The 19,614-nt window shown below is 76.5% G+C and carries 23 protein-coding genes; 3 read left to right on the plus strand and 20 right to left on the minus strand.

Going from position 1 to position 19,614, the window contains the following annotated elements; all coding sequences use genetic code 11:
- Positions 1–20: 20 nt before the first annotated feature.
- The 11 genes from O2W14_RS11550 to O2W14_RS11600 form a co-directional block, all read right to left on the minus strand.
- Positions 21–212 (minus strand): hypothetical protein, encoded by a 192-nt coding sequence (locus O2W14_RS11550; protein ID WP_269176242.1) that lies wholly within the window; start codon positions 210–212, stop codon positions 21–23.
- Between the two features lie 145 nt (positions 213–357).
- Complete coding sequence (locus O2W14_RS11555; protein WP_269176243.1) at positions 358–630, minus strand: acylphosphatase; 273 nt, start codon at positions 628–630, stop codon at positions 358–360.
- Positions 627–1,505, minus strand: a complete 879-nt coding sequence (gene mutM / locus O2W14_RS11560; RefSeq protein WP_269176244.1) for a bifunctional DNA-formamidopyrimidine glycosylase/DNA-(apurinic or apyrimidinic site) lyase — start codon at positions 1,503–1,505, stop codon at positions 627–629. Before mutM ends, O2W14_RS11555 begins: the two co-directional genes overlap by 4 nt.
- A 3-nt stretch (positions 1,506–1,508) precedes the next feature.
- Positions 1,509–2,348, minus strand: a complete 840-nt coding sequence (gene rnc, locus O2W14_RS11565) for a ribonuclease III (protein WP_269176245.1) — start codon at positions 2,346–2,348, stop codon at positions 1,509–1,511.
- A 17-nt stretch (positions 2,349–2,365) separates the two neighbouring features.
- Entirely contained in the window at positions 2,366–2,545 is a 180-nt protein-coding gene (rpmF, locus tag O2W14_RS11570; protein WP_269176246.1) for a 50S ribosomal protein L32, read from the minus strand.
- Between the two features lies 1 nt (position 2,546).
- On the minus strand, positions 2,547–3,260 hold the full coding sequence (locus O2W14_RS11575) for a YceD family protein (RefSeq protein ID WP_269176247.1): 714 nt from the start codon (positions 3,258–3,260) through the stop codon (positions 2,547–2,549).
- Positions 3,261–3,470: 210 nt separating this feature from the next.
- Positions 3,471–4,160 carry a hypothetical protein gene (locus tag O2W14_RS11580; protein ID WP_269176248.1) on the minus strand — a complete coding sequence of 230 codons (690 nt, stop codon included), beginning with the start codon at positions 4,158–4,160 and terminating at the stop codon, positions 3,471–3,473.
- The gene (coaD, locus tag O2W14_RS11585; protein WP_269176249.1) at positions 4,157–4,645 is read right to left on the minus strand and encodes a pantetheine-phosphate adenylyltransferase; all 489 of its coding nucleotides are present in this window, start codon (positions 4,643–4,645) and stop codon (positions 4,157–4,159) included. Before coaD ends, O2W14_RS11580 begins: the two co-directional genes overlap by 4 nt.
- Complete coding sequence (gene rsmD, locus O2W14_RS11590; RefSeq protein WP_269176250.1) at positions 4,642–5,196, minus strand: 16S rRNA (guanine(966)-N(2))-methyltransferase RsmD; 555 nt, start codon at positions 5,194–5,196, stop codon at positions 4,642–4,644. Before rsmD ends, coaD begins: the two co-directional genes overlap by 4 nt.
- A gap of 136 nt (positions 5,197–5,332) precedes the next feature.
- Positions 5,333–7,534 (minus strand): ATP-dependent DNA helicase RecG, encoded by a 2,202-nt coding sequence (gene recG / locus O2W14_RS11595; protein ID WP_269176251.1) that lies wholly within the window; start codon positions 7,532–7,534, stop codon positions 5,333–5,335.
- A 1-nt stretch (position 7,535) separates the two neighbouring features.
- Complete coding sequence (locus tag O2W14_RS11600) at positions 7,536–9,137, minus strand: DAK2 domain-containing protein (RefSeq protein ID WP_269176252.1); 1,602 nt, start codon at positions 9,135–9,137, stop codon at positions 7,536–7,538.
- A 201-nt stretch (positions 9,138–9,338) separates the two neighbouring features.
- On the opposite strand from O2W14_RS11600, the gene rpmB reads away from it, so the two are divergent.
- Complete coding sequence (gene rpmB, locus O2W14_RS11605) at positions 9,339–9,539, plus strand: 50S ribosomal protein L28 (protein WP_442928837.1); 201 nt, start codon at positions 9,339–9,341, stop codon at positions 9,537–9,539.
- A 97-nt stretch (positions 9,540–9,636) separates the two neighbouring features.
- On the opposite strand, the gene O2W14_RS11610 is transcribed toward rpmB, so the two are convergent.
- From O2W14_RS11610 to O2W14_RS11620, 3 genes are read right to left on the minus strand one after another with little or no spacing between them, the layout of a single operon-like run.
- On the minus strand, positions 9,637–10,266 hold the full coding sequence (locus O2W14_RS11610; protein ID WP_269176253.1) for a cytidylate kinase-like family protein: 630 nt from the start codon (positions 10,264–10,266) through the stop codon (positions 9,637–9,639).
- Positions 10,254–10,772: a GNAT family N-acetyltransferase gene (locus tag O2W14_RS11615; RefSeq protein WP_269176254.1), complete on the minus strand. Its 519-nt coding sequence runs from the start codon at positions 10,770–10,772 to the stop codon at positions 10,254–10,256. Before O2W14_RS11615 ends, O2W14_RS11610 begins: the two co-directional genes overlap by 13 nt.
- Complete coding sequence (locus tag O2W14_RS11620) at positions 10,756–11,811, minus strand: thiamine-phosphate kinase (protein ID WP_269176255.1); 1,056 nt, start codon at positions 11,809–11,811, stop codon at positions 10,756–10,758. The genes O2W14_RS11615 and O2W14_RS11620 overlap by 17 nt, the downstream gene beginning before the upstream one ends.
- Positions 11,812–11,864: 53 nt before the next feature.
- Here O2W14_RS11620 and O2W14_RS11625 point away from each other — a divergent pair, with 53 nt between their 5' ends.
- On the plus strand, positions 11,865–12,140 hold the full coding sequence (locus O2W14_RS11625) for an Lrp/AsnC ligand binding domain-containing protein (RefSeq protein WP_269176256.1): 276 nt from the start codon (positions 11,865–11,867) through the stop codon (positions 12,138–12,140).
- Positions 12,141–12,222: 82 nt separating this feature from the next.
- Positions 12,223–12,771 carry a DUF3515 family protein gene (locus tag O2W14_RS11630; RefSeq protein ID WP_269176257.1) on the plus strand — a complete coding sequence of 183 codons (549 nt, stop codon included), beginning with the start codon at positions 12,223–12,225 and terminating at the stop codon, positions 12,769–12,771.
- Positions 12,772–12,835: 64 nt separating this feature from the next.
- On the opposite strand, the gene O2W14_RS11635 is transcribed toward O2W14_RS11630, so the two are convergent.
- The 6 genes from O2W14_RS11635 to O2W14_RS11660 form a co-directional block, all read right to left on the minus strand.
- Positions 12,836–13,492: a hypothetical protein gene (locus O2W14_RS11635; RefSeq protein WP_269176258.1), complete on the minus strand. Its 657-nt coding sequence runs from the start codon at positions 13,490–13,492 to the stop codon at positions 12,836–12,838.
- 63 nt (positions 13,493–13,555) lie between these two features.
- The gene (locus O2W14_RS11640) at positions 13,556–14,728 is read right to left on the minus strand and encodes a cystathionine gamma-lyase (RefSeq protein ID WP_269176259.1); all 1,173 of its coding nucleotides are present in this window, start codon (positions 14,726–14,728) and stop codon (positions 13,556–13,558) included.
- A gap of 24 nt (positions 14,729–14,752) precedes the next feature.
- Positions 14,753–15,748: an NAD(P)H-dependent glycerol-3-phosphate dehydrogenase gene (locus tag O2W14_RS11645; RefSeq protein WP_269176260.1), complete on the minus strand. Its 996-nt coding sequence runs from the start codon at positions 15,746–15,748 to the stop codon at positions 14,753–14,755.
- The gene (locus O2W14_RS11650; RefSeq protein ID WP_269176261.1) at positions 15,745–16,542 is read right to left on the minus strand and encodes a lysophospholipid acyltransferase family protein; all 798 of its coding nucleotides are present in this window, start codon (positions 16,540–16,542) and stop codon (positions 15,745–15,747) included. Before O2W14_RS11650 ends, O2W14_RS11645 begins: the two co-directional genes overlap by 4 nt.
- Before the next feature lie 92 nt (positions 16,543–16,634).
- On the minus strand, positions 16,635–18,125 hold the full coding sequence (locus tag O2W14_RS11655; protein ID WP_269176262.1) for an amidohydrolase: 1,491 nt from the start codon (positions 18,123–18,125) through the stop codon (positions 16,635–16,637).
- Positions 18,122–19,528: a serine hydrolase domain-containing protein gene (locus tag O2W14_RS11660; protein ID WP_269176263.1), complete on the minus strand. Its 1,407-nt coding sequence runs from the start codon at positions 19,526–19,528 to the stop codon at positions 18,122–18,124. Before O2W14_RS11660 ends, O2W14_RS11655 begins: the two co-directional genes overlap by 4 nt.
- Between the last annotated feature and the right edge of the window lie 86 nt (positions 19,529–19,614).

Below are 19,614 nucleotides of genomic sequence, written 5' to 3' on the forward strand. Positions count from 1 at the left end.
GAGGGGGTCCTTCGACTTGTTCAGGCGAGGACGGAGGAGGCCGAGTCGTCGGCCATGTTCAGCAGCTCGCGGGCGATGACGGCGTCGCGCTCGTCGCGCAGGACGGCCAGCTGGGCCTCCAGGCGGCGGACCTGGGCGCGCAGTGCGGCGTTCTCGGCGGCCATGCGCATCTCGTGCGGGGCGACGACGGAACCGAACAGGGCCTTGGCCATGGCTGCGCGGCCTCTCACTGCAGAAGGGGTCCCGGCGCACCGCCGGAGCGGTCTGCGCGGGCTGACGACCTCAGGGTGACACCCGTCTCGACCTGGGTCAACGGCACCGGAGGGACCTCACCGTGTCGAGCAGATGTCGTCTTCGTCACCCCACGGTGAAGCCGGTCACCGCCCGTACCGGCTCGTCCCGGGTCTCGACGCCGGTGACCGACCCGGGCGCGCGCGGGCCGGCGAGCTCGGCCAGCACCGCGCGGACGTCGTCCTCGGGTCCCTCCAGGACGACCTCGACCCGCCCGTCGGGGAGGTTGGTTGCCGAGCCGGCCAGACCGCGGGCGGTCGCGGCCTGCCGCGCCGACCAGCGGTACCCGACACCCTGGACGTGCCCGGAGACCAGGGCGACCACCCGGACGGCGCTCACGAGCGCCGGGCCCGCGGCCGGGGCTGGCACTGCGGGCACGAGTAGCTGGAGCGGTTCATGAACGCCTCGCGGCGGATCGGCGTGCCGCAGCGCGGGCACGGCCGGTCGAGCTGCCCGTAGACGGCCAGGTGCCGGGAGAAGTAGCCGCTCTGCCCGTTGACGTCGACGTAGAGGGAGTCGAACGACGTCCCGCCCTGGGCCAGGCTCTCCCCCAGCACGTCGCGGATGCCCTCGAGCAGGTCGACGACCTGGGCGCGGGTCAGCGCGTCGGTGGGCCGGGCACCGTGCAGCCGGGCCCGCCACAGCGACTCGTCGGCGTAGATGTTGCCGACGCCGCCGATCAGCGTCTGGTCGAGCAGGGCGCGCTTGACCTCGGTGTGCCGGCGGCGCAGAGCCGCGCTGAACGCGTCGACGTCGAAGCCGGGGTCCAGCGGGTCGATGGCGATGTGCGCCAGCCGCGGCGGGACGTCGTCCCCGCCCGGGGCGTCCTCCACGGCCAGGCCGCCGAAGGTCCGCTGGTCGACGAAGCGCAGCTCGCGCCCGCCGTCGGTGAAGCGGAAGCGCGCCCGCAGGTGCACCTCGTCGGGCTCGTCGGGCTTCTCGACCAGCAGCTGGCCGCTCATGCCCAGGTGGGCGACGAGCGCGCGGTCCGACGCGGTGCCGTCGGCCTCGGCCAGCGGCAGCCACAGGTACTTGCCGCGCCGGTGGGTCGCGGTGAAGGTGCGCCCGGTCAGGGCGGCGACGAAGTGCTCAGCGCCCTCCAGGTGGCGCCGGACCGCACGCGGGTGACGCACCTCGACCTCGGCGATGGTGCGGCCGGTGACCCACTGCGCCAGACCGCGCCGGACGACCTCGACCTCGGGCAGCTCGGGCACGGCTCAGCCCGCCGTCGGTCCGCCGTCGGCAGGCGCGGCCGGGTCGGGCACGGCGGACAGTGCCCGCCAGGCGGCCTCGGCGGCCTCCTGCTCGGCGGCCTTCTTGGTGCGGCCGCGGCCCGAGCCCCGTACCTGCCCGGCGAGCAGGACGTCGGCGGTGAAGGTCTTGGCGTGGTCGGGGCCCTCGTCGGCCACGTCGTACACCGGGGCACCGAGGCCGAGGGAGGCACCGAGCTCCTGCAGGCTGGTCTTCCAGTCCAGGCCGGCGCCGCGGGTGGCGGACTCGGCCAGCAGCGGGTCGAACAGCCGGTGCACGATCACCGAGGCGGTGTCCAGGCCCTGGCCCAGGTGGACCGCGCCCAGCAGCGCCTCGAGGGCGTCGGCGAGGATCGAGTCCTTCTCCCGGCCGCCGGTGGCCTGCTCGCCGCGACCCAGCAGCAGGTGCGGGCCGATGCCGCCCTCGCCGAGGGCCCGCGCGACGCGGGCCAGCGAGGTCATGTTCACCACCGAGGCGCGCAGCTTCGCCAGCTGCCCCTCGGGCAGGTCGGGGTGGCTGCGGTAGAGCTCGTCGGTGACGACCAGCCCCAGCACCGAGTCGCCGAGGAACTCCAGGCGCTCGTTGGTGGGCAGGCCGCCGTGCTCGTAGGCGTAGGACCGGTGGGTCAGCGCCAGCTGGAGCAGGTCAGCGGGGAGCTCGACGCCCAGGGCGTCGGTGAGCCAGGCGGCGGCACGACCCAGGTGCTCGCCGTCCCCGGACGCGCGACCACCGGCGTGCCCGGCCCGGGAGCCCCCGGAAGGGGCGCCCGGTGCCGGGGACGCCGGTGCGGTGGTCGACTGCGCCACGCTGGAGGAGCTCCGGCTCAGACCGCGAGGACCTGACGACCGTCGTGCTGACCGCAGGTCGGGCACGCCTGGTGCGGCGGCTTGAGCTCGCGGCAGGCCGGGTTCGGGCAGGGCGCGAGCGTGGGGGCAGTGGCCTTCCACTGCGACCGACGGGCCCGGGTGTTGGACCGGGACATCTTCCTCTTCGGAACGGCCACGTCAGTTCTCCTCTGGGTTGGTGCGGCTGGCGGACCCCGGCTGGGGTCGATCCGCGCTGTCGGTGGTGTCGGGGTCGGCGAGACGGGCGGCGAGCCCGGCCCACCGGGGGTCGATGACCTCGTGCGAGTGGTCGGCCGGCAGGTCGTCGAGCCGCTCGCCGCAGTCCACGCACAGACCTGCGCAGTCGGGCGTGCAGGTCGGGGACAGCGGCAGGGTCAGGACGACGGTGTCCCGGACCAGCGGGGCCAGGTCGAGGGACTCGCCGTCGATGCGGCGCACCTCGTCCTCCTCGCTGGTGGCCTCGGTGGTGCTGCCGGAGTAGGCGTACAGCTCCTGGACGTCGAGGGTGAGCGTGTCCTCCAGCGGGTCCAGGCAGCGCGCGCACTGGCCGGTGACCGGGAGCTCCACCTGACCGGAGACGAGCACGCCCTCCATCACCGACTCCAGGCGCAGTCGCAGGTGGACCGGGGCGTTCTCGGGGACGCCGATCATCTCCACGCCCCAGCCGGGCTGGGCGGGGATGGTCTTGTCCCACTCGCGCATCGAGCCGGCGCGGCGGCCGAGCTCGCGGAGGTCGATCTTCCAGGCCTTGTCCCGCGCCTTGTCGGCGGCGGAGCGGGGGGTCGTGTCGGGGGTGGCGTCGACGGGGTCGCCAGGGGGGCGCCGGGCGTCGGAGGACGCGGCGCCGCGGGCGGGCGAGGGAGCAGCAGGCATGTCAGTACTCGTCGTCATCGTCGGTGGGTTCGCCGGCGCGGGGCACCGCGCAGGGAAGGCACGCGGCACGGCAACAGCCGGACAGGGGAAGAGACTACCCGACGCCGTCGCGCCGTCCTCAGGACGGCGAGGTGGTCAGCGGGTACCGGTGTCCGCGAGCTGCCGCATCACGGTGGCCGCAGGTCGGGGACGGCTGGGTGCCGCCCTCGGTCAGGCTTGCCGCAGGTTCGTGCGCGCCTTCTCCACAGAACGGGTCATGTGCGCCAGCGTGTTCCCGAAGTCGGCGAGCCGGGTGTCGACGTACTCGTCGACCTCCAGCCGCATCCGGGCCACCTCGGCGGCGGTCTGGGCGCCCAGCTCGTCGGCCCGGTCGACGGCGCTGCGGTACACCTCGGTCTCGGCGATCAGCCGCTCGTGCTCGGCCTGGCCGGCGGCGACCAGCTCGGCGTGCTGCTCGTGGGCGTCGGCGAGCAGCTGCTCGTGCAGCTGGCGGGCCTCGGCGATGATCGCCTCCGCCTCGGCCTCGGCCTGCCGCAGCAGGTCGTCGGCCTGCGCCTGGGCCTGGGCGAGCACCTCGTCGCGCTGGCGCCGGGCGGTGCCGATCAGCTCCTCGCGCTGCCGGCGGGCGGTGGCGACCACCTGCTCGCTCTCGCTGCGCGTGCGGCCGGTGAGGCGCTCGGCCTCGGCCTGGGCCTGCTGCAGGATCTCGGTGCGCTGCTCGACGATGGCGCCGGCCTGCTGCACCTCGTCGGGCAGGTTCTCCCGCAGGTCGTCGAGCAGGTCCAGCAGGTGGTCGCGCGGCACCATGCAGGAGGCCGACATCGGCACGCTGCGGGCGTTCTCGATGACGGTGGTCAGCTCGTCGACGGTCTCGTACAGCCGGTACACGACCTCGGTCACGACTGCTCCCCCTCGGCGAACCGGGCCACCAGCCGGTCGTCGACCGGCCGGGGCACCAGCGAGGACACGTCGCCGCCGAAGCGGGCGATCTGCTTGACCAGGCTGGAGGACAGGTGCCCCACCTGGGGTGCGGTGGGCACGAAGAGCGTCTCGATCCCGGCCAGCTCGCGGTTCATCTGGGCCATCTGCAGCTCGTACTCGAAGTCACCGACGGCGCGCAGGCCCTTGACGATCACCGGCACGTCGTGGCTGCGGCACCAGTCGACCAGCAGCCCCTCGAAGCTGGTGACGGTCACGTTCGGGCACGCCTCCACCGCCAGGCGCAGCAGCTCCATGCGCTCGTCGACGTCGAACAGGCCCGCCTTGCCGGGGTTGACCAGCACGGCCACGACCAGCTCGTCGTACAGGGCGGCGGCGCGCGTGATCACGTCGACATGGCCGTTGGTGACCGGGTCGAAGGAGCCGGGACACACCGCACGCCTCACGGGAAGCGACCGTACCGGAGCACGGCCTCCCCGTACCGCCGATCGCGGACCCCCTCCAGGGGTGTCGGCCACTCGAAGGCCTGCTCGCGGGCGGAGCGCTCGACCACGACCACGGCGTCGGGGGCCAGCCAGTCCCCGGCGACCAGCGCCCGCAGGACGCCCAGCACCTCCTCGAGGGGGGTCGCATAGGGCGGGTCGGCGAACACCAGGTCGAAGGCCGCGCCCGCCCGGCCGGACACCACGGTCGGCACGCTGCCGGGCAGCACGACCGCCCCGGGCAGCTTGACCACGCCGATGTTGTCGCGCAGCACCGGCAGCACGCCGCCGCCGTTCTCGACGAACACGGCCTCGGTCGCCCCGCGCGACAGCGCCTCCAGCCCCAGGGCGCCGGTGCCGGCGTACAGGTCCAGCACCCGGGCGCCCTCGAGGTCCAGCAGGGAGCCCAGGGAGTTGAACAGGCCCTCCCGCGCGCGGTCGCCGGTGGGCCGCACCCCGGTGCGCGGCACCTTGAGCGTGCGCCCGCCGGCCACGCCGGAGATCAGTCGGGTCATGCGGTCCGCCTCTTCCTGCTGATGTTCTCCGGCCCCCTGCAGGGTCCCGCCGCGAGTCGGAGGACCCCATCCTCCTCATCCCCTCGCAGGCTCGGGGCGAGCCTCGGGACGGGGCCGGGGGGCAGGGGGTCCTCCCTCACGCCTTCTCGAGGTAGTCGGCGCGCTCGTCCAGGCTCATCGCGGCGACCGCCGCGGCGAGCTCGGGGTGGTCGGCCAGGCCGCGGCCCTGCTCGACCAGCGCGGTCGCCTCGGCGCGCGCCTCGGCGATGAGCGCCTCGTCGTCGACGAGGGAGAGCAGCCGCACCCCGGAGCGGCGGCCGGACTGGGCGGCGCCGAGGACGTCGCCCTCCCGCCGGGTCTCCAGGTCCAGCCGGGCCAGGGCGAAGCCGTCGGTGGTCGAGGCGACCGCGGCCAGCCGCTGCCCGGTGGCCGAGCTGCTGGGCGCCTCGCTGACCAGCAGGCACAGCCCGGCGTGCTTCCCCCGGGCCACCCGGCCGCGCAGCTGGTGCAGCTGGCTGACCCCGAACCGGTCGGCGTCCATCACGACCATGACGGTGGCGTTCGGCACGTCGACGCCGACCTCGACCACGGTCGTGGCGACCAGGACGTCGACGTCGGCAGCGGCGAAGGCCCGCATCCGGGCCTCCTTGTCCTCCGGCGTCATCCGGCCGTGCAGCACCTCGACCCGCAGCGCCGACAGCGGTCCGGCGCGCAGGGCCTCGGCGACGTCGAGCACCGCCAGCGGTGGGCGCTTGTCGCTCGTGCCGGCCTTCTCCTCCGGCGGCGGGGCGCCGTCGGCGCCGTCCGGGCCGTCGTCGCCCTTGCCGCCGTCGTCGAGGTCGCCGATCCGCGGGCAGACGACGTAGGCCTGCCGGCCGGCGGCGACCTCCTCGCGGACCCGGGCCCAGGCGCGGTCGAGCCAGGCCGGCTTCTCCCCCACCGGGACGACGGAGCTGGAGACCCCGCCGCGACCGGCGGGCAGCTGGCGCAGCGTGGAGGTCTCCAGGTCGCCGTAGACGGTCATCGCCACGGTGCGCGGGATCGGGGTGGCGGTCATGACGAGCACGTGCGGCGGGCGGTTGCCCTTGGCGCGCAGCGCGTCACGCTGCTCGACGCCGAAGCGGTGCTGCTCGTCCACCACGACCAGCCCCAGGTCGGCGAACTCCACGCCCTCCTGCAGCAGCGCGTGGGTGCCGACGACGATGCCGGCGCTGCCGTCGGCGACCGCGGCCCGGGCCTGCCGGCGGACGGCGGCCTTCTGCGACCCGGTGAGCAGCTGCACCCGGGTGCCGGACGCGTCGCCGTCCACCTCACCGGCCCGGCCCAGCGGGCCGAGGATCGCGGCCAGGCTGCGGGCGTGCTGGGCGGCGAGGACCTCGGTGGGGGCCAGCAGCGCGGCCTGCCCGCCGGCGTCGACGACCTGGGCCATCGCCCGCAGCGCCACGACGGTCTTGCCCGAGCCCACCTCGCCCTGCAGCAGCCGGTTCATCGGCTGCTCGCGCCCGAGCTCGGCGGCCAGCTCCTCGCCGACCTCGCGCTGACCGTCGGTGAGGGAGAACGGGAGGGCCGCGTCGACGGCGTCCAGCAGGCCGCCGCTGCGGCGCGGCCGGGCGATGCCGGGCTCCAGGGCCGCGGCCCGGCGGCGGGCGGCGAGGGTGGCCTGCAGGACCAGCGCCTCGTCCCACTTCAGCCGCTCGTCGGCCTCGTCGACCTGCTCCTGGCTCTCCGGGCGGTGCTTCTGCCGCAGCGCGGTGGGGAGGTCGACCAGCGCGTGGCGCTCGCGGACCGCTGCGGGGATCGGGTCCTCGAGCATCTGCTCCAGCGACCTCGGGTCGTCCATCAGCAGCTTGACCGACTTCTGCACCACCCAGCTGGAGACGTCCTTGCTCGCCGGGTACAGCGGCACCATCGCCCGCGCCCAGTCGTCGTCGTCCCCGGTGATGATGTGGCAGTCGGGGTGGGTGAACTGCTTCTCCCCCCGCCACAGCCCCACCGTGCCGGCGAACAGCCCCCACTCGCCGACGTCGAGGTGGGCGTGCCGGTTGTTGAAGAAGACCAGCCGCATGCTGCCCGCGCCGTCGCCGACGGTGACCTCGGTGAGGGTGCCGCGGCGCTGCTGCATCCGCCGGGTGTTCACGCTCTTGACCTGGGCCAGCACGGTCACCCGGTCGCCGACCTCCAGGCCGTCGAGCCGGGTCATCTCCCCGCGCCGGGCGTAGCGCCGCGGGTAGTGGCGCAGCAGGTCGCGGACGGTGTGCAGGGACAGCTGCTCGGCCATCACCTTGGCCGTCTTCGGGCCCAGCACGCGGGTGAGCGGGGTGCCCATGGTCATGGCCATGTCACTCCACCCCGGCCAGCAGGGGCACCGCCCCGGCACCGCCGGCGTACCGCACGACGTCGACGGTGGGGTGCACCGCGGCCAGGTGGGCGCAGACCGCGTCGCCCAGCGCGGGGTCCTCCCCCACCACCACGGTGACCATCTCCCCGCCGGCCGACAGCAGCCGGTCGAGCAGGTCGCGGGCCACGGCGGCCGGGTCGGCGCCGATGACCACCACGTCGCCCTCGGCGCTGCCCAGCACGTCGCCGGCGGCGCAGCGACCGGCGGAGGTGAGCGCGTCGTGCTCGGCAACGGTCACCTCGGCCCAGCGGGTGGCGGCGGCGGCCTCGGCCATGGCGACCACGTCGTCGCCGAAGCGGCGCGCCGGGTCGGTGACGGCGAGGGCAGCCAGCCCCTGCACCGCCGACCGGGTCGGGACGACGACGACGTCGCGGCCGTCCTCGCGGGCGCGCTCGGCGGCGCGGGCGGTGACCGCGGTGACCTCGGCGTGGTTGGGCAGCACGACGACCTGCGCGGCACCGGTGCCCAGCACCGCGGCCAGCACGGCGTCCTCGGTGAGCTCGCCCACCGGCGCCGTGAGCACCACGACCCCCTCGCCGGCGAACAGGTCGGCCAGGCCGGCGGAACAGGTGAGCGCCACCGACGCCCGGGTGCCCGCGGCCGCGACCGGCGCCCGGACCGGTGCCAGTGCGGTGACCGAGATCCGGTGCGGCCGCCCGGCCTCGATGCCGGCCTCGACCGCGGCGCCCACGTCGGCCACGTGCACGTGCACGTTCCACTCCCGGCCGCCGGGGGTGTCGACCCCGACCACGACCAGGCAGTCGCCCAGCTCGGCGAGCCGGGCGCGCAGCCGCGCCACCGCGGCCTCGTCGGAGTCGGCCAGCAGGAACTGCACCTCGCTGCCCGGCCCGGGCGCCGGCGCGGCGGGGGCCGGGCTGGGCACGCCGCGGTCCCGGAGGGGGCGGCGGCCCAGCGGGGCCCGGGTCGGCGCGGTGCCGGTGACCGTGCCGACCAGGGCGTCGAGCACCAGACACCAGCCCGCGCCGCCGGCGTCGACGACCCCGGCGTCGCGGAGGGCGGCCAGCTGGCCGGGCGTTGCCTGCAGGGCGGTGAGCGCGCCGTCGGCGGCGGCCCGGACGACGTCGGCCAGCAGCGCCCGGCCGCCGGACACCGCGGCCTCGGCGGCCTCCGCGCCGGCCCGGGCGACGGTGAGGAAGGTGCCCTCCTCGGGGTCGGCGACCGCGGTGTACGCGGTGCGGGAGGCCGCCGACAGCGCCTCGGCCAGCACGCGCCCGTCGACGCGGGCGGCGCCGGCGAGGCCGTCGGCCAGCCCGCGCAGCAGCTGGGCCAGGATCGCGCCGGAGTTGCCCCGGGCGCCGAGGACCGCACCGCGGGCCAGCACGGTCCAGGCCGACTCGGCACCGGCGGCCGCCTCCAGGGCGGCGTGCCCGGCCTCGGCGGTCATCAGCAGGTTGGTGCCGGTGTCGCCGTCGGGGACCGGGAAGACGTTGAGCTCGTCGAGCCGGCCCCGGGCCTGGGCAAGGGTGTCGACCACGGCGCGGCTCCACCGGCCGACCGCGGCCTCGTCCAGCGCCTCGAGCACGTCCGGGAGGGTACCGCCGACGGCCGACAGGACTCCCCGACCGCAGGTCCGGCGCCCGGTGCGGGGCGCTCCGGACCGGGGCGGTCCGACACCCGCCCCGGCGACCGTCTACAGTGAGCCAGGCGTGTGCCGAGCTGGACCGTGCCCTCGGGCACCCGGCGAGCACCGCGAACCGACTTCAGCTCAACCAATCTTCTGGGAGTGATCACCGTGGCTGCCGTGTGCGACGTGTGTGGCAAGGGGCCCGGTTTCGGCATGGCGGTGTCCCACTCGCACCGCCGGACGCCGCGCCGTTGGAACCCGAACATCCAGTCCGTGCGGGCTGCGCTCACCGGCGGTGGCCGGAAGCGCATCAACGCCTGCACGTCCTGTATCCGCGCCGGCAAGGTCGCCCGGGTCTGAACCCGGGCGCTGACTGCCAGCGCCTCAGCACCATCCCCGCCCCGGCGGGTCCGGAGACCCCGGAGGTCAGCGACCTCCGGGGTCTCCGGCGTGTGCCTCAGGTCGTGCCGATGCCCAGCGCCCGGGCCGCGGTGACCACCAGCCCCACGACCGTGTCGTGCGGGACGACGGTGCTGTCCACCACCAGGTGGTAGTGCCGGGCGTCGGCCGGGTCGGCGCGGTAGAAGTGCCGGACGTAGGCGACCCGGCCGGCGTCGGCGGCGTCCCGGTCACGCCGGACCTCGGCCTCGGGCCGGCCCGAGTGCGCCACCGCGGCGGCCAGCCGGCGCTCCGGCGGGCCGTCGAGCCGCACGTGCAGCACGCCGGGCCGGTCGCGCAGGACCATCGCCGCCGCCCGGCCCAGCACCACTCCCCCGGGACCTGCGGCGATCTCGCCCAGCACCCGCTCGGTCTGCTGGCGGTAGGCGCGCTCGTCCGGGAGCGACGAGGTGGGCAGCACGCCGCCCACCGGGTCGGGCATGGTGCCCAGCGAGCTGACCAGCCGCCACAGCCCGCGGGTGATCGTCTCGTCGTTGGCCTCGGCCTCGGCGACGGGCACCCCGAGCCGTCCGGCCACCTGCGCGGGGATGACCCGGTCGTGGAAGGGCAGGCCGAGCGCCTCGGCGACGGCCGGGGCGATCTCCGCCCCGCCGCAGCCGAACGGCGCCGACACCGTCACGACGCCCACGAGTCCTCCACCGCCGTCCCGTCCGGGACCAGGTCCTTGCCCAGGAACACCGCGTCGGGCGAGTCGGCGTAGACGCCGTACCCGGGGACCGGCGCGTAGCCCTCGCGGGCGTAGAGCGCCAGCGCCTCGGGCTGCCGGTCGCCGGAGTTGAGCACCAGCCGGGTGTGGCCGGCCGCGGCGGCGGTGCGCTCCAGCTCGGCCAGCAGGACCCGCGACAGCCCGCGCCGCCGGAAGTCCGGCTCCACGTACATCCGCTTGAGCTCCGCGGCCCCCTCGCCGGCGCGGTGCGCCCGCCAGCCGCCGCAGCCGGCGGGCACGCCGTCGACCTCGGCCACCAGGAACAGCCCCCGTGGCGGGGAGAACTCGGCCGGGTCGACGACCGCCTCGTCGCGCCCGCCGTAGCGGACCACGTACTCCTGCTGCACCCGTTCGATGAGGTGCTGGGCCACCGGGTCGGCGTAGCCGACCTGCCGCAGGGTCACCCCCCGCTCAGCCGAAGTGGACATGGCCGGTCCCCTCCCCCAGGTCCTCGGCGACCCGCGCGGCGGGCACCCCGTCCACCCGGACGCCGGGCTCCCCGCCGGCCGGGACCGCGCTCACGGTGCCGATCGTCGTCCATCCTGCCGGGAGCTCCGCCTCCGCCGGGAAGGTGGCCACCAGGGCGTGGTCCTCCCCGCCGGTGAGCACCCAGGCCATCGGGTCCCCGCCGAGGGCGGCGGCGACCTGCGCCAGCGGCCCCACCGGGTCCAGGAAGCCCGCGGCGAGCGCGGCGCGGTCCAGGTCGAGGAGCACGCCGCTGTCGGCGGCCAGGTGCCCGGCGTCGGCCAGCAGCCCGTCGCTGGTGTCGCACATCGAGGTGGCCCCGGCGTCGGCCGCCGCCGGCCCGGCCGCGTAGGGCGGCGTGGGACGGCGGTGGGCGGAGACCGCGGCGATCGGTGAGTGGAAGCCGCGACGCAGCACGGCCAGCCCGCACGCCGACCAGCCCAGCCGGCCGGCGACGGCGACGACGTCCCCGGGCCGGGCACCGCTGCGCAGCACCGGCACCCGGCCCTGCAGGTCGCCCAGCGCCGTCACCGACAGCACGACGGCCGAGCTGTCGGGGGCGCTGGCCGAGGTGTCACCGCCGACCACGGCGGCACCGAAGCGCTCGCACTCCTCGGCCATGCCGGAGGCGACGTCCTCCAGCCATGCGGCCGGGGTGCCCGCGGGGCAGGCCAGCCCGACCAGCAGCGCGGTGGGGACCGCGCCCATCGCGGCGACGTCGGCGAGGTTGGCGGCGGCGGCCTTGTGCCCGACGTCCTCCCCCGAGGACCAGTCGCGGCGGAAGTGCCGGCCCTCCACCAGGACGTCGGTGCAGGCCACCACCCGCCCGTCGGGGGTGCGGACGACCGCGGCGTCGTCGCCGGGGCCCACCTCGGCCAGCGCCGCGGTGCCCGAGCGGGCGACCACCCGGGCGATGAGGCCGAACTCCCCGACGACGCCGACGCTGTCGGCGGCGTCGGGCCGCGGGATCAGCGGCCGGGGACGAGTCACCGGGCGCCCCACGGGGCTGCGGTACGTTGCCGGTCTGTCCGCTGCTCGGCGGGCAGGTCGAGCCAGTGACGGTCGTCGTCACCGCACTGCCCGAGGAAGGTCACGTCGTGGTCCACGCCTACATCCTGATCCAGACCGAAGTCGGCAAGGCAGCCGCGGTCGCCGCGAGCATCGGCGAGATCGCCGGCGTGACCAAGGCCGAGGACGTCACCGGCCCCTACGACGTCATCGTGCGGGCCGAGGCCAACAGCGTCGACGAGCTCGGCCGGCTGGTCGTGGCCCGCGTGCAGTCGGTGGACGGGATCACCCGCACGCTGACCTGCCCCGTCGTCAACATCTGAGCCCCTGAGCACGCCCGCCGCCGACGTCCCGGCCGGCCAGACCCCCGGGCGGCCGCCGGCCGACCCGCTGCGCCGCGCCGCCGTGCTGTCCACGGCGGTGCTGGTGCCGCTGGTCGTCGTGCTGCTCGTGCTGGTCAACGTGCTGGGCCGGGACGAGGCCGACGACGCGGACGGCGGTCCCGCCGACATCTCGGGAGCGACCACAGGCCCGCGGGGCAACCTGCCGCCGGTGCCGGTCGACACCCCCGACGTCACCCCGGCCGCGGAGCTCGCCTGCCCGGTGCTCATGAGCCAGCTGCCGCTGGAGGTCGCCGGGGAGACCTCCCGGCAGGTCGACTCCGACACCTTGAACGCCTACGCCTGGGGCGAGCCGCCGGTGGTGCTGGTCTGCGGCGTCGCGCCGCCGGCCGGCTTCGTGGTGGGCGGGCCGCAGACCTTCGCCGTCTCCGGCGTCGAGTGGTTCGTCGACACCACCGACCCGGCCTTCTTCGTGTGGACGACGGTCGACCGCATTGTGCCGGTCGAGGTGCGGGTGCCCTCGACCAGCGACAGCGCCATCCCGACGGCCCTGAGCCCGGTCATCGCCGGCGCCCTGCCCTACGTCGAACCGGTCCCCGCACCCGCCGAGTAGTCCCGGCCCCCGTGCAGGGACCCGCCGCGAGCCTGCGAGTGGCGGGGGGCACGGGGGTCCTTCGTCAGGAAGGGGGCAGCCGGTCCAGCTGGCTGCGGGTGACCGCGAGCACCTCGGCCCGGGCGGCCTGGACATCGGCGGCGACCGAGGCCACGGACACGGTGAACGGCCCGGCGGGGCACCAGGTGAACGCGGCCGGCCCGGCCATGCCCAGCTCGGGCGCCGGGGTCGTGCGCAGCAGCAGCGTGCAGTCCTCGGGCAGGCCGGTGGGGTCGTCGTCCAGGGTGCCGCCGTAGTACTCCGCGTCGTTGCCGGCCAGGTCGACCGCGTAGGACGAGGCGCCCCCGGCGTCGGTGAACTGGTCGAGGAAGACGCTGGTGAGCTCGTCACCCGACCGCCAGAACCGCTCCCAGCCGCGCTGGTAGCCGTACTGGCCCAGCACGTCCTCCTGGTGCTGGGCGTCGTCGCCGTAGCGGGCGACGTCGTCGATGGTCTTCTCCCCCGCCGGCGGCTGCAGCTCGTCGTCGGGCACCCGCGGCCGCCCCGAGGGGACCTCGTCCAGCAGCAGCGGCTCGAGGCCGGCGCCGTCGGTCGGCAGTGCCGCAGACGACGTGCCGCTCGCCGCGGGCGGCTCCGCGCCGGAGGCCGAGCACCCGGCCAGGACCGGGCCGGCGAGCAGCAGCAGCGCCGCCGCGGCGGCGGGCCCCCACCGGGGGGTCACGGTGCCTGCCCGGTCATCGCCACCGACCCTAGTCGAGCGCGCCGCACCCGGCCCCCGGGACGCTCAGCCGCGCAGGTCCGGCAGCCCGGCCAGGGCCTGCTCGAGGTCGGCGACCAGGTCGGCGGTGTCCTCGATGCCACAGGAGAAGCGCACGAACCCGCCCGGGACGGCGTCCCCGCCCCACTGCGCGCGCCGGTCGATCGTGGTGTGCAGGCCGCCGAAGCTGGTGGCGGCGAAGAAGAACCGGCTGGCCTGGACGAACGCGGCGACGGCATCGGCGTCGGCGAGCTCGGCGGAGACGACCCCGTTGTGCCGCAGCATCTGCCGGCTGGCGAGGGCGTACGACGGGTCGCCGGGGCGGCCGGGCCAGCGCACCCCGCGCACCGCCGGCGAGGCGGCCAGCACCTCGACCAGCGCCGCGGCGTTGGCCGCCTGCCGGGCCAGCCGCAGGTCCAGGGTGCCCATCGAGCGGTGCGCCAGCCACGCCTCGAACGGCCCGGGCGGGTTGCCGGTGGTCTTCCGCCACGCCGCGACCCGGGCGTACAGCTCGCGGCCCTCCTCCGTCCGCGCGGTGCTGACGTGCCCGAGCAGGACGTCGCTGTGCCCGGTGAGCGCCTTGGTGTCCGCGGCGACGACGACGTCGGCGCCGAGCTCCAGCGGCCGCTGCCCGATCGGGGTGGCCGTGGTGTTGTCGACGACCAGCACGGCCCCGGCGGCCTGGGTGGCCCGGGCGACGGCGGCGATGTCGCAGACGTCGAGCTGGGGGTTGCTCGGGGTCTCCAGCATCACCAGCCGGGCGCCGTCGAGGTCACCGCGGGCGGCGACGGCCTCGATCTCCAGGGTGGGCACCAGCTCGACGGTCAGGCCCAGCCGCTCGAGCTCGTCGCGGCCGAGCACCCGGCTGGCGTAGTAGCCGTCCGAGGGCAGCACCACCCGGTCGCCGGCGGAGGCCAGCGCGAGCACCGCGGAGCTGATCGCGGCCATGCCGGTGGCGAAGGACAGGCAGTCGCCGCCGTCGAGCTCGCCGACCGCCCGCTCGAAGACCCGCAGCGTCGGGTTGTCGGCCCGGGCGTAGGAGTCGGCTCCGTTCGCCCCCGGCGGCTGGTCGCCCAGGTGGTACGGGGCGGCGAACACCGGCGAGGGCCGCAGCGGCGTGCCCGGCACGACCGGCTCGTCGCCGGCGTGGGCCAGGCGGGTCCCGTCGCCGAAGCGGCTCAGGTCGTCGGCAGTGCTCACGTGGTCCTCCTCGGTGCGGCGGCCCTACTCGGGCTTCGCCTCGCGGGACATCATCTCCCGCACCATCTGCCCGGCCGACTCGCCCTCGTGGCAGACCCGGACGACGGCCTCGGTGATCGGGACGTCGACCCCGTGCGCCCGGGCCAGGTCCAGCACCGACCGGCAGCTCTTCACGCCCTCGGCGGTCTGCCGGGTGATCTGCTCGACCTGGGCCACCGACATGCCCTGGCCCAGGTGCTCGCCGAACGTGCGGTTGCGCGAGAGCGGGGAGGAGCAGGTGGCCACCAGGTCACCGAGCCCGGCCAGCCCGGCGAAGGTGGTGGGGTCCGCGCCCAGCGCCATGCCCAGCCGGGCGGTCTCGGCCAGGCCGCGGGTGATCAGCGAGGCCCGGGTGTTGTCGCCGTAGCCCAGCCCCTCGGCGACCCCGCAGGCCAGCGCGATGACGTTCTTGACCGCCCCGCCCAGCTCGCAGCCCACCAGGTCGGCGTTGGTGTACGGGCGGAAGTAGCGGGTGTGGCAGGCGGCCTGGAGGGTCTCGGCGCGGGCGGTGTCGGTGCAGGCGATCACGGTGGCCGAGGGCTGCTCCTCGGCGATCTCCCGGGCCAGGTTCGGCCCGGACAGCGCGGCCACCCGGTCCGCACCGGCGCCGGTGACCTCGCAGATCACCTCGCTCATCCGCTTCGTCGTCCCGAGCTCGACGCCCTTCATCAGCGACAGCAGCGAGGCCTCGGCCGGCAGCAGCGGCGCCCAGCCGGTGAGGTTGGCCCGCAGCGTCTGGCTGGGCACGGCCAGGACGACGACGTCGGCGCCGTCGAGGGCGTCGGCGGCGTCGGCGGTCGCCCGGACGGCGTCGGGCAGCCGGACACCGGGCAGGTACTCGGTGTTCTCCCGGCCGGCCTGGATCGCGGTGACCAGCTCGGGACGGCGGGCGTGCAGGGTGACGCTGCACCCGGCGTCGGCCAGGACCTTGGCGAAGGTGGTGCCCCAGGAGCCGGCGCCCAGCACCGCGGCGCGGGTCACGCCGCTGCCCCGGGCAGGTCGCGGCCGGCCGGGCGCGGGTGGAAGGTCGTCGGCGGCTGCTCGCCGCGCAGTTCGCCGAGCTGGTCACGGACGCGGGTCATCAGCAGGTCGGTCACCTCACGCAGCAGCTCGCCCGACAGGGGCTCACCGGCGCGCACCGCGGCGCGCTGGGCGGACAGGTCGACGGGCTCGCCGACCAGGTACTCGGCCGGCGCCCGCAGCCGCAGGTGCAGCCGCTTGGCGTGGTAGTCGTGCACCCGCTGCGGCCCCCACTGGGCGACCGGCAGCACCGTGACGTCGGTGGTCAGCGCCAGCCGGGCGACCCCCGAGCGGGCCTGCATCGGCCACCAGTCGGGGTCGCGGGTGACCGAGCCCTCCGGGTAGATGACCACGACGTCACCGGCGTCGAGCGCGGCCTTCGCCGCGTGCACCGAGGAGCGGGCCGCGCTGGTGCCACGGGAGACCGGGATCTGCCCGGCCCCGCGCAGGATGGTGCCGGCCAGCCCGGTGAACAGGGCGTCCTTGGCCAGGAAGTGCGGGACCCGCCCGGCGTCCCAGACCAGCCGGGCGGAGGCCAGCGGGTCGAGCACCGAGACGTGGTTGGCCACCAGCAGCACCCCGCCGGTGGGCGGGATCCGCTCGGCGTGCCGGTAGCGCAGGGAGAACACGAGCGACGCGACCGGGTACACGACGGCCACGCACAGGGCGAGCGCGAAGGGCACCGGGCGGCGGGTCTGCCGGCGCGGTGGGCGGCGGGTGTCCCCGGCCCCGGCGGGCGACTCGTCCTGCGGCATCGGGCACCTCTCCCCTCGGTCGGGCCGCTCCCCGACCCGCGCCTGATCGTGCCCCCCGGGCCCGGGCGGCGCGCACGCGCCCCCGGGTGCGCTCAGGCCAGTGCGGCCGACCGGTGGGTGGTGCGGCCCCCGACCAGGGTGGCGAGCACCTCGGTCGACCGCAGGCCCGCGGCGCCGTCCCGGGCCAGCACCACCGCCGGCGGCTCGGCCACCACGACCAGGTCCGCGACGTCGCCGACCCGCACCGCGCGGCGGCCGCCACTGGCCGCGGCCAGCGCGACGTCGAGGTCCAGGTGCTGCTCGGGGTGCCAGGCGGACCGGGCGTCCAGCGACCGGTGCACGGCGGCGGCGATCCCGTCCCAGGGGTCCAGGGCGGCGACCGGGGCGTCGGAGCCCAGCACCAGCTCGGCACCGGCGTCGGCCAGTGCCCGGTAGGGGAAGGCGCGGGCGGTGGCGCCGGCCCAGTGCAGGTCGGCGGCGTCCCGGTCGTCGACGGCGTGCCGGGGCTGCACGCTGGCGACCACCCCGAGCGCGGCGAAGCGCGGCAGGTCGGCGTCGTGCACCTGCTGGGCGTGCTCGACCCGCCCGGTGACCCCGGCGGCGGCGAACCCGTCGAGGGCGGTGGCCACCGCCCGGTCGCCGATGGCGTGCACGGCCCGGTCGAGACCGGCGTCCGCGGCCCGGCGGAGCAGACCCGCCAGCTCGTCGGCCGGGGTGCGCAGCAGACCGTGCGCCCCCGGCCCGGTGGCGCCGGGGTAGGGAGAGGAGCAGAAGGCGGTGCGGGTGCCCAGCGACCCGTCGACGAAGACCTTGAGCGGGCCGACCCGCAGCCGGTCAACGGCCACCGCGTCGGTCACGCCGGGCAGCGGGTCGCCGCTGCGCAGCCCGGCGGCGATCGTGGCCTCCAGCCGGTCGACCCAGACCGCGGTGCGCACCCGCAGCGGCGGGCCGCCGGGTGCCAGCGCGGCCCGGCGGGCCCACGCGGCCACCAGGTCGCCGTACTCGAAGTCGGTGACGGCGGTGACCCCGCGGGCGGCGGCCGCGGCGGCGGCGTCGAGGACCCAGCGGTCGACCACGGCCGGGTCGGCCCCGCCGGCGCGGGCGAAGACCTCCATCGCCTCGTGCTCCCGGACGACGCCGGTCGGGTCGCCCACCCCGAGCAGCCGCGCGGCGGTGGTGCTGCACCAGGCGGTGTGCAGGTCGCCGCTGACCAGCACGACGGGCACACCGGGCAGCGCGGCGTCCAGCACCGCGGCGTGGGCCGGCTCCGGCCAGAGCGCGTCCCGGAAGCCCTGGCCGACGACCACGGCGTCCCCGGGGCCGTGCGGCGCGGCGGCCACCAGCGCGGCGGCCTCGGCGGCCGAGCGCGCGGCCGAGACGTCGACCCGCTGCCGCGCCGCCGCCCACTGCTCCAGGTGCACGTGCGCGTCGACCAGCCCGGGCAGCAGGACGGCGCCGTCGAGGTCGATCACCTGGCCGGCGGCGGGCAGGTCCGCGCCGATCGCGGTGACCCGTCCGCCGTCCACCCGGACGTCGTGCACCGCGCCGTCCAGCCGGGCCCGGCGCAGCAGCAGGCCGCTCACCCGGCCACCTGGGCGGCGCGCCGGGCGCGGAAGACCTCCTCCGGCCACGCGGTGATGCCGCCGAGCCGGACCGACGCCGCCGTGCCGTCCGAGGCCCAGTCGTAGGTGACCGGCTCCCCGGCCGAGCCGAACCCGGCCACCGCCTCCTGGCGCAGCACACCCGGGGCCTCCAGGGTCAGCTCCAGGAAGTCCTCGGCCGGCTCGAGCGCGCCGGGGTGCAGCAGCACCAGCCGCCCGCCCAGCAGCGCGACGTCGGTGACGCCCCAGAGGTTGACGAACCGGCCGGTGTGCCGGGCCAGTTCCGCGGTGGGCGGCTGCGGGCCGCCGGGCGCGGCCAGCGCCAGGTCGAGCAGGGCGAACAGCCCGCGGGCGAGGGCGTCGGCGGGGCCGTCGACGGCGTTGGTGAGCACGCTGACGACCACCTGGGCGTCCGGGTCGATCCAGGTGCGGGTGATGTGGCCGGGGTAGCCGCCGCTGTGCCCGACCAGCGTGCGGTCGCCGGAGGTGCGCAGGTCCATCCCGAGCCCGTAGTGCCGCGCCGGCTTGCCGTGCGCCTCGACGACCGACTCCGGCCGGCGCATCAGCCGCTTGCTCGCCTCGGTGAGCAGCGAGGAGTCGCCGGTGGTGTGCGCGGCACCGAAGGCGGTGAGGTCGCGGGCGGTGGCGTAGAAGCCGGTCGCGGCGGCCATCGCCCGGGTGTCGACGTGCGGGATCGTGAGCCGGACGTCCTCGCCGTCCAGCAGTCCGGTGTGCCCGGCGGCGTACTCCCCCGCCCGGGCGGCGTCCCACTCCGGGCCGGTGTCGGCCAGGCCCAGCCGGTCGACCACCGCGGCCTGCACGTGCGCGGCGTACCCGGTGCCGGTGACGGCCTCGATGGCCAGGCCGAGCAGCGAGTAGCCGATGTTGGAGTACTTGAAGTGCTCGTTGCGGTCGAACACCGCGCCCTCGGCGGTGGCGATCTGCAGCAACAGCGCCTCGTCGGGGAAGGGCTGCAGCAGCTGCCAGTGGTCGTTGTCGCCGCCGTCCCGGATCACGCCGCCCTGGTGGCCGAGCAGCTCGCGGACGGTGACCGGCGCCAGCGGCGTCCCGGCCAGCGCGGGCACGTGCGCGGCGATCGGGTCGTCCAGCCGCATCCGGCCGGCCTCGACCAGCTGCAGGACGGCGGTGGCGGTGAAGGTCTTGGAGTGCGACGCGATCCGGAACAGGTGCCCGGGTGTCAGCGGCGCGCCGGTGTCCACGTCGGCGACGCCGAGGGCGGTGTCCAGCACCAGCCGGCCACCCACCCGGACGGCGGCCTGCACGCCCGGGACGCGGAGCTTGCGGCGCTGCAGCTCCAGCCACGACTCCAGGTAGGAGGCGGCGGCCGCGGCCACCTCGGCGGTCTGCTCGGGGCTGCTGCTCATCAGGTGGGCTCCTGGGCCGGGGACGGGTGCTGCGGGAGCAGACCACCACACCGGCCGGTCCGCGCTGCGCCGGGGTGTGCTCACAT

Source organism: Modestobacter sp. VKM Ac-2986 (genome assembly GCF_026967795.1).
GTDB lineage: Bacteria > Actinomycetota > Actinomycetes > Mycobacteriales > Geodermatophilaceae > Modestobacter.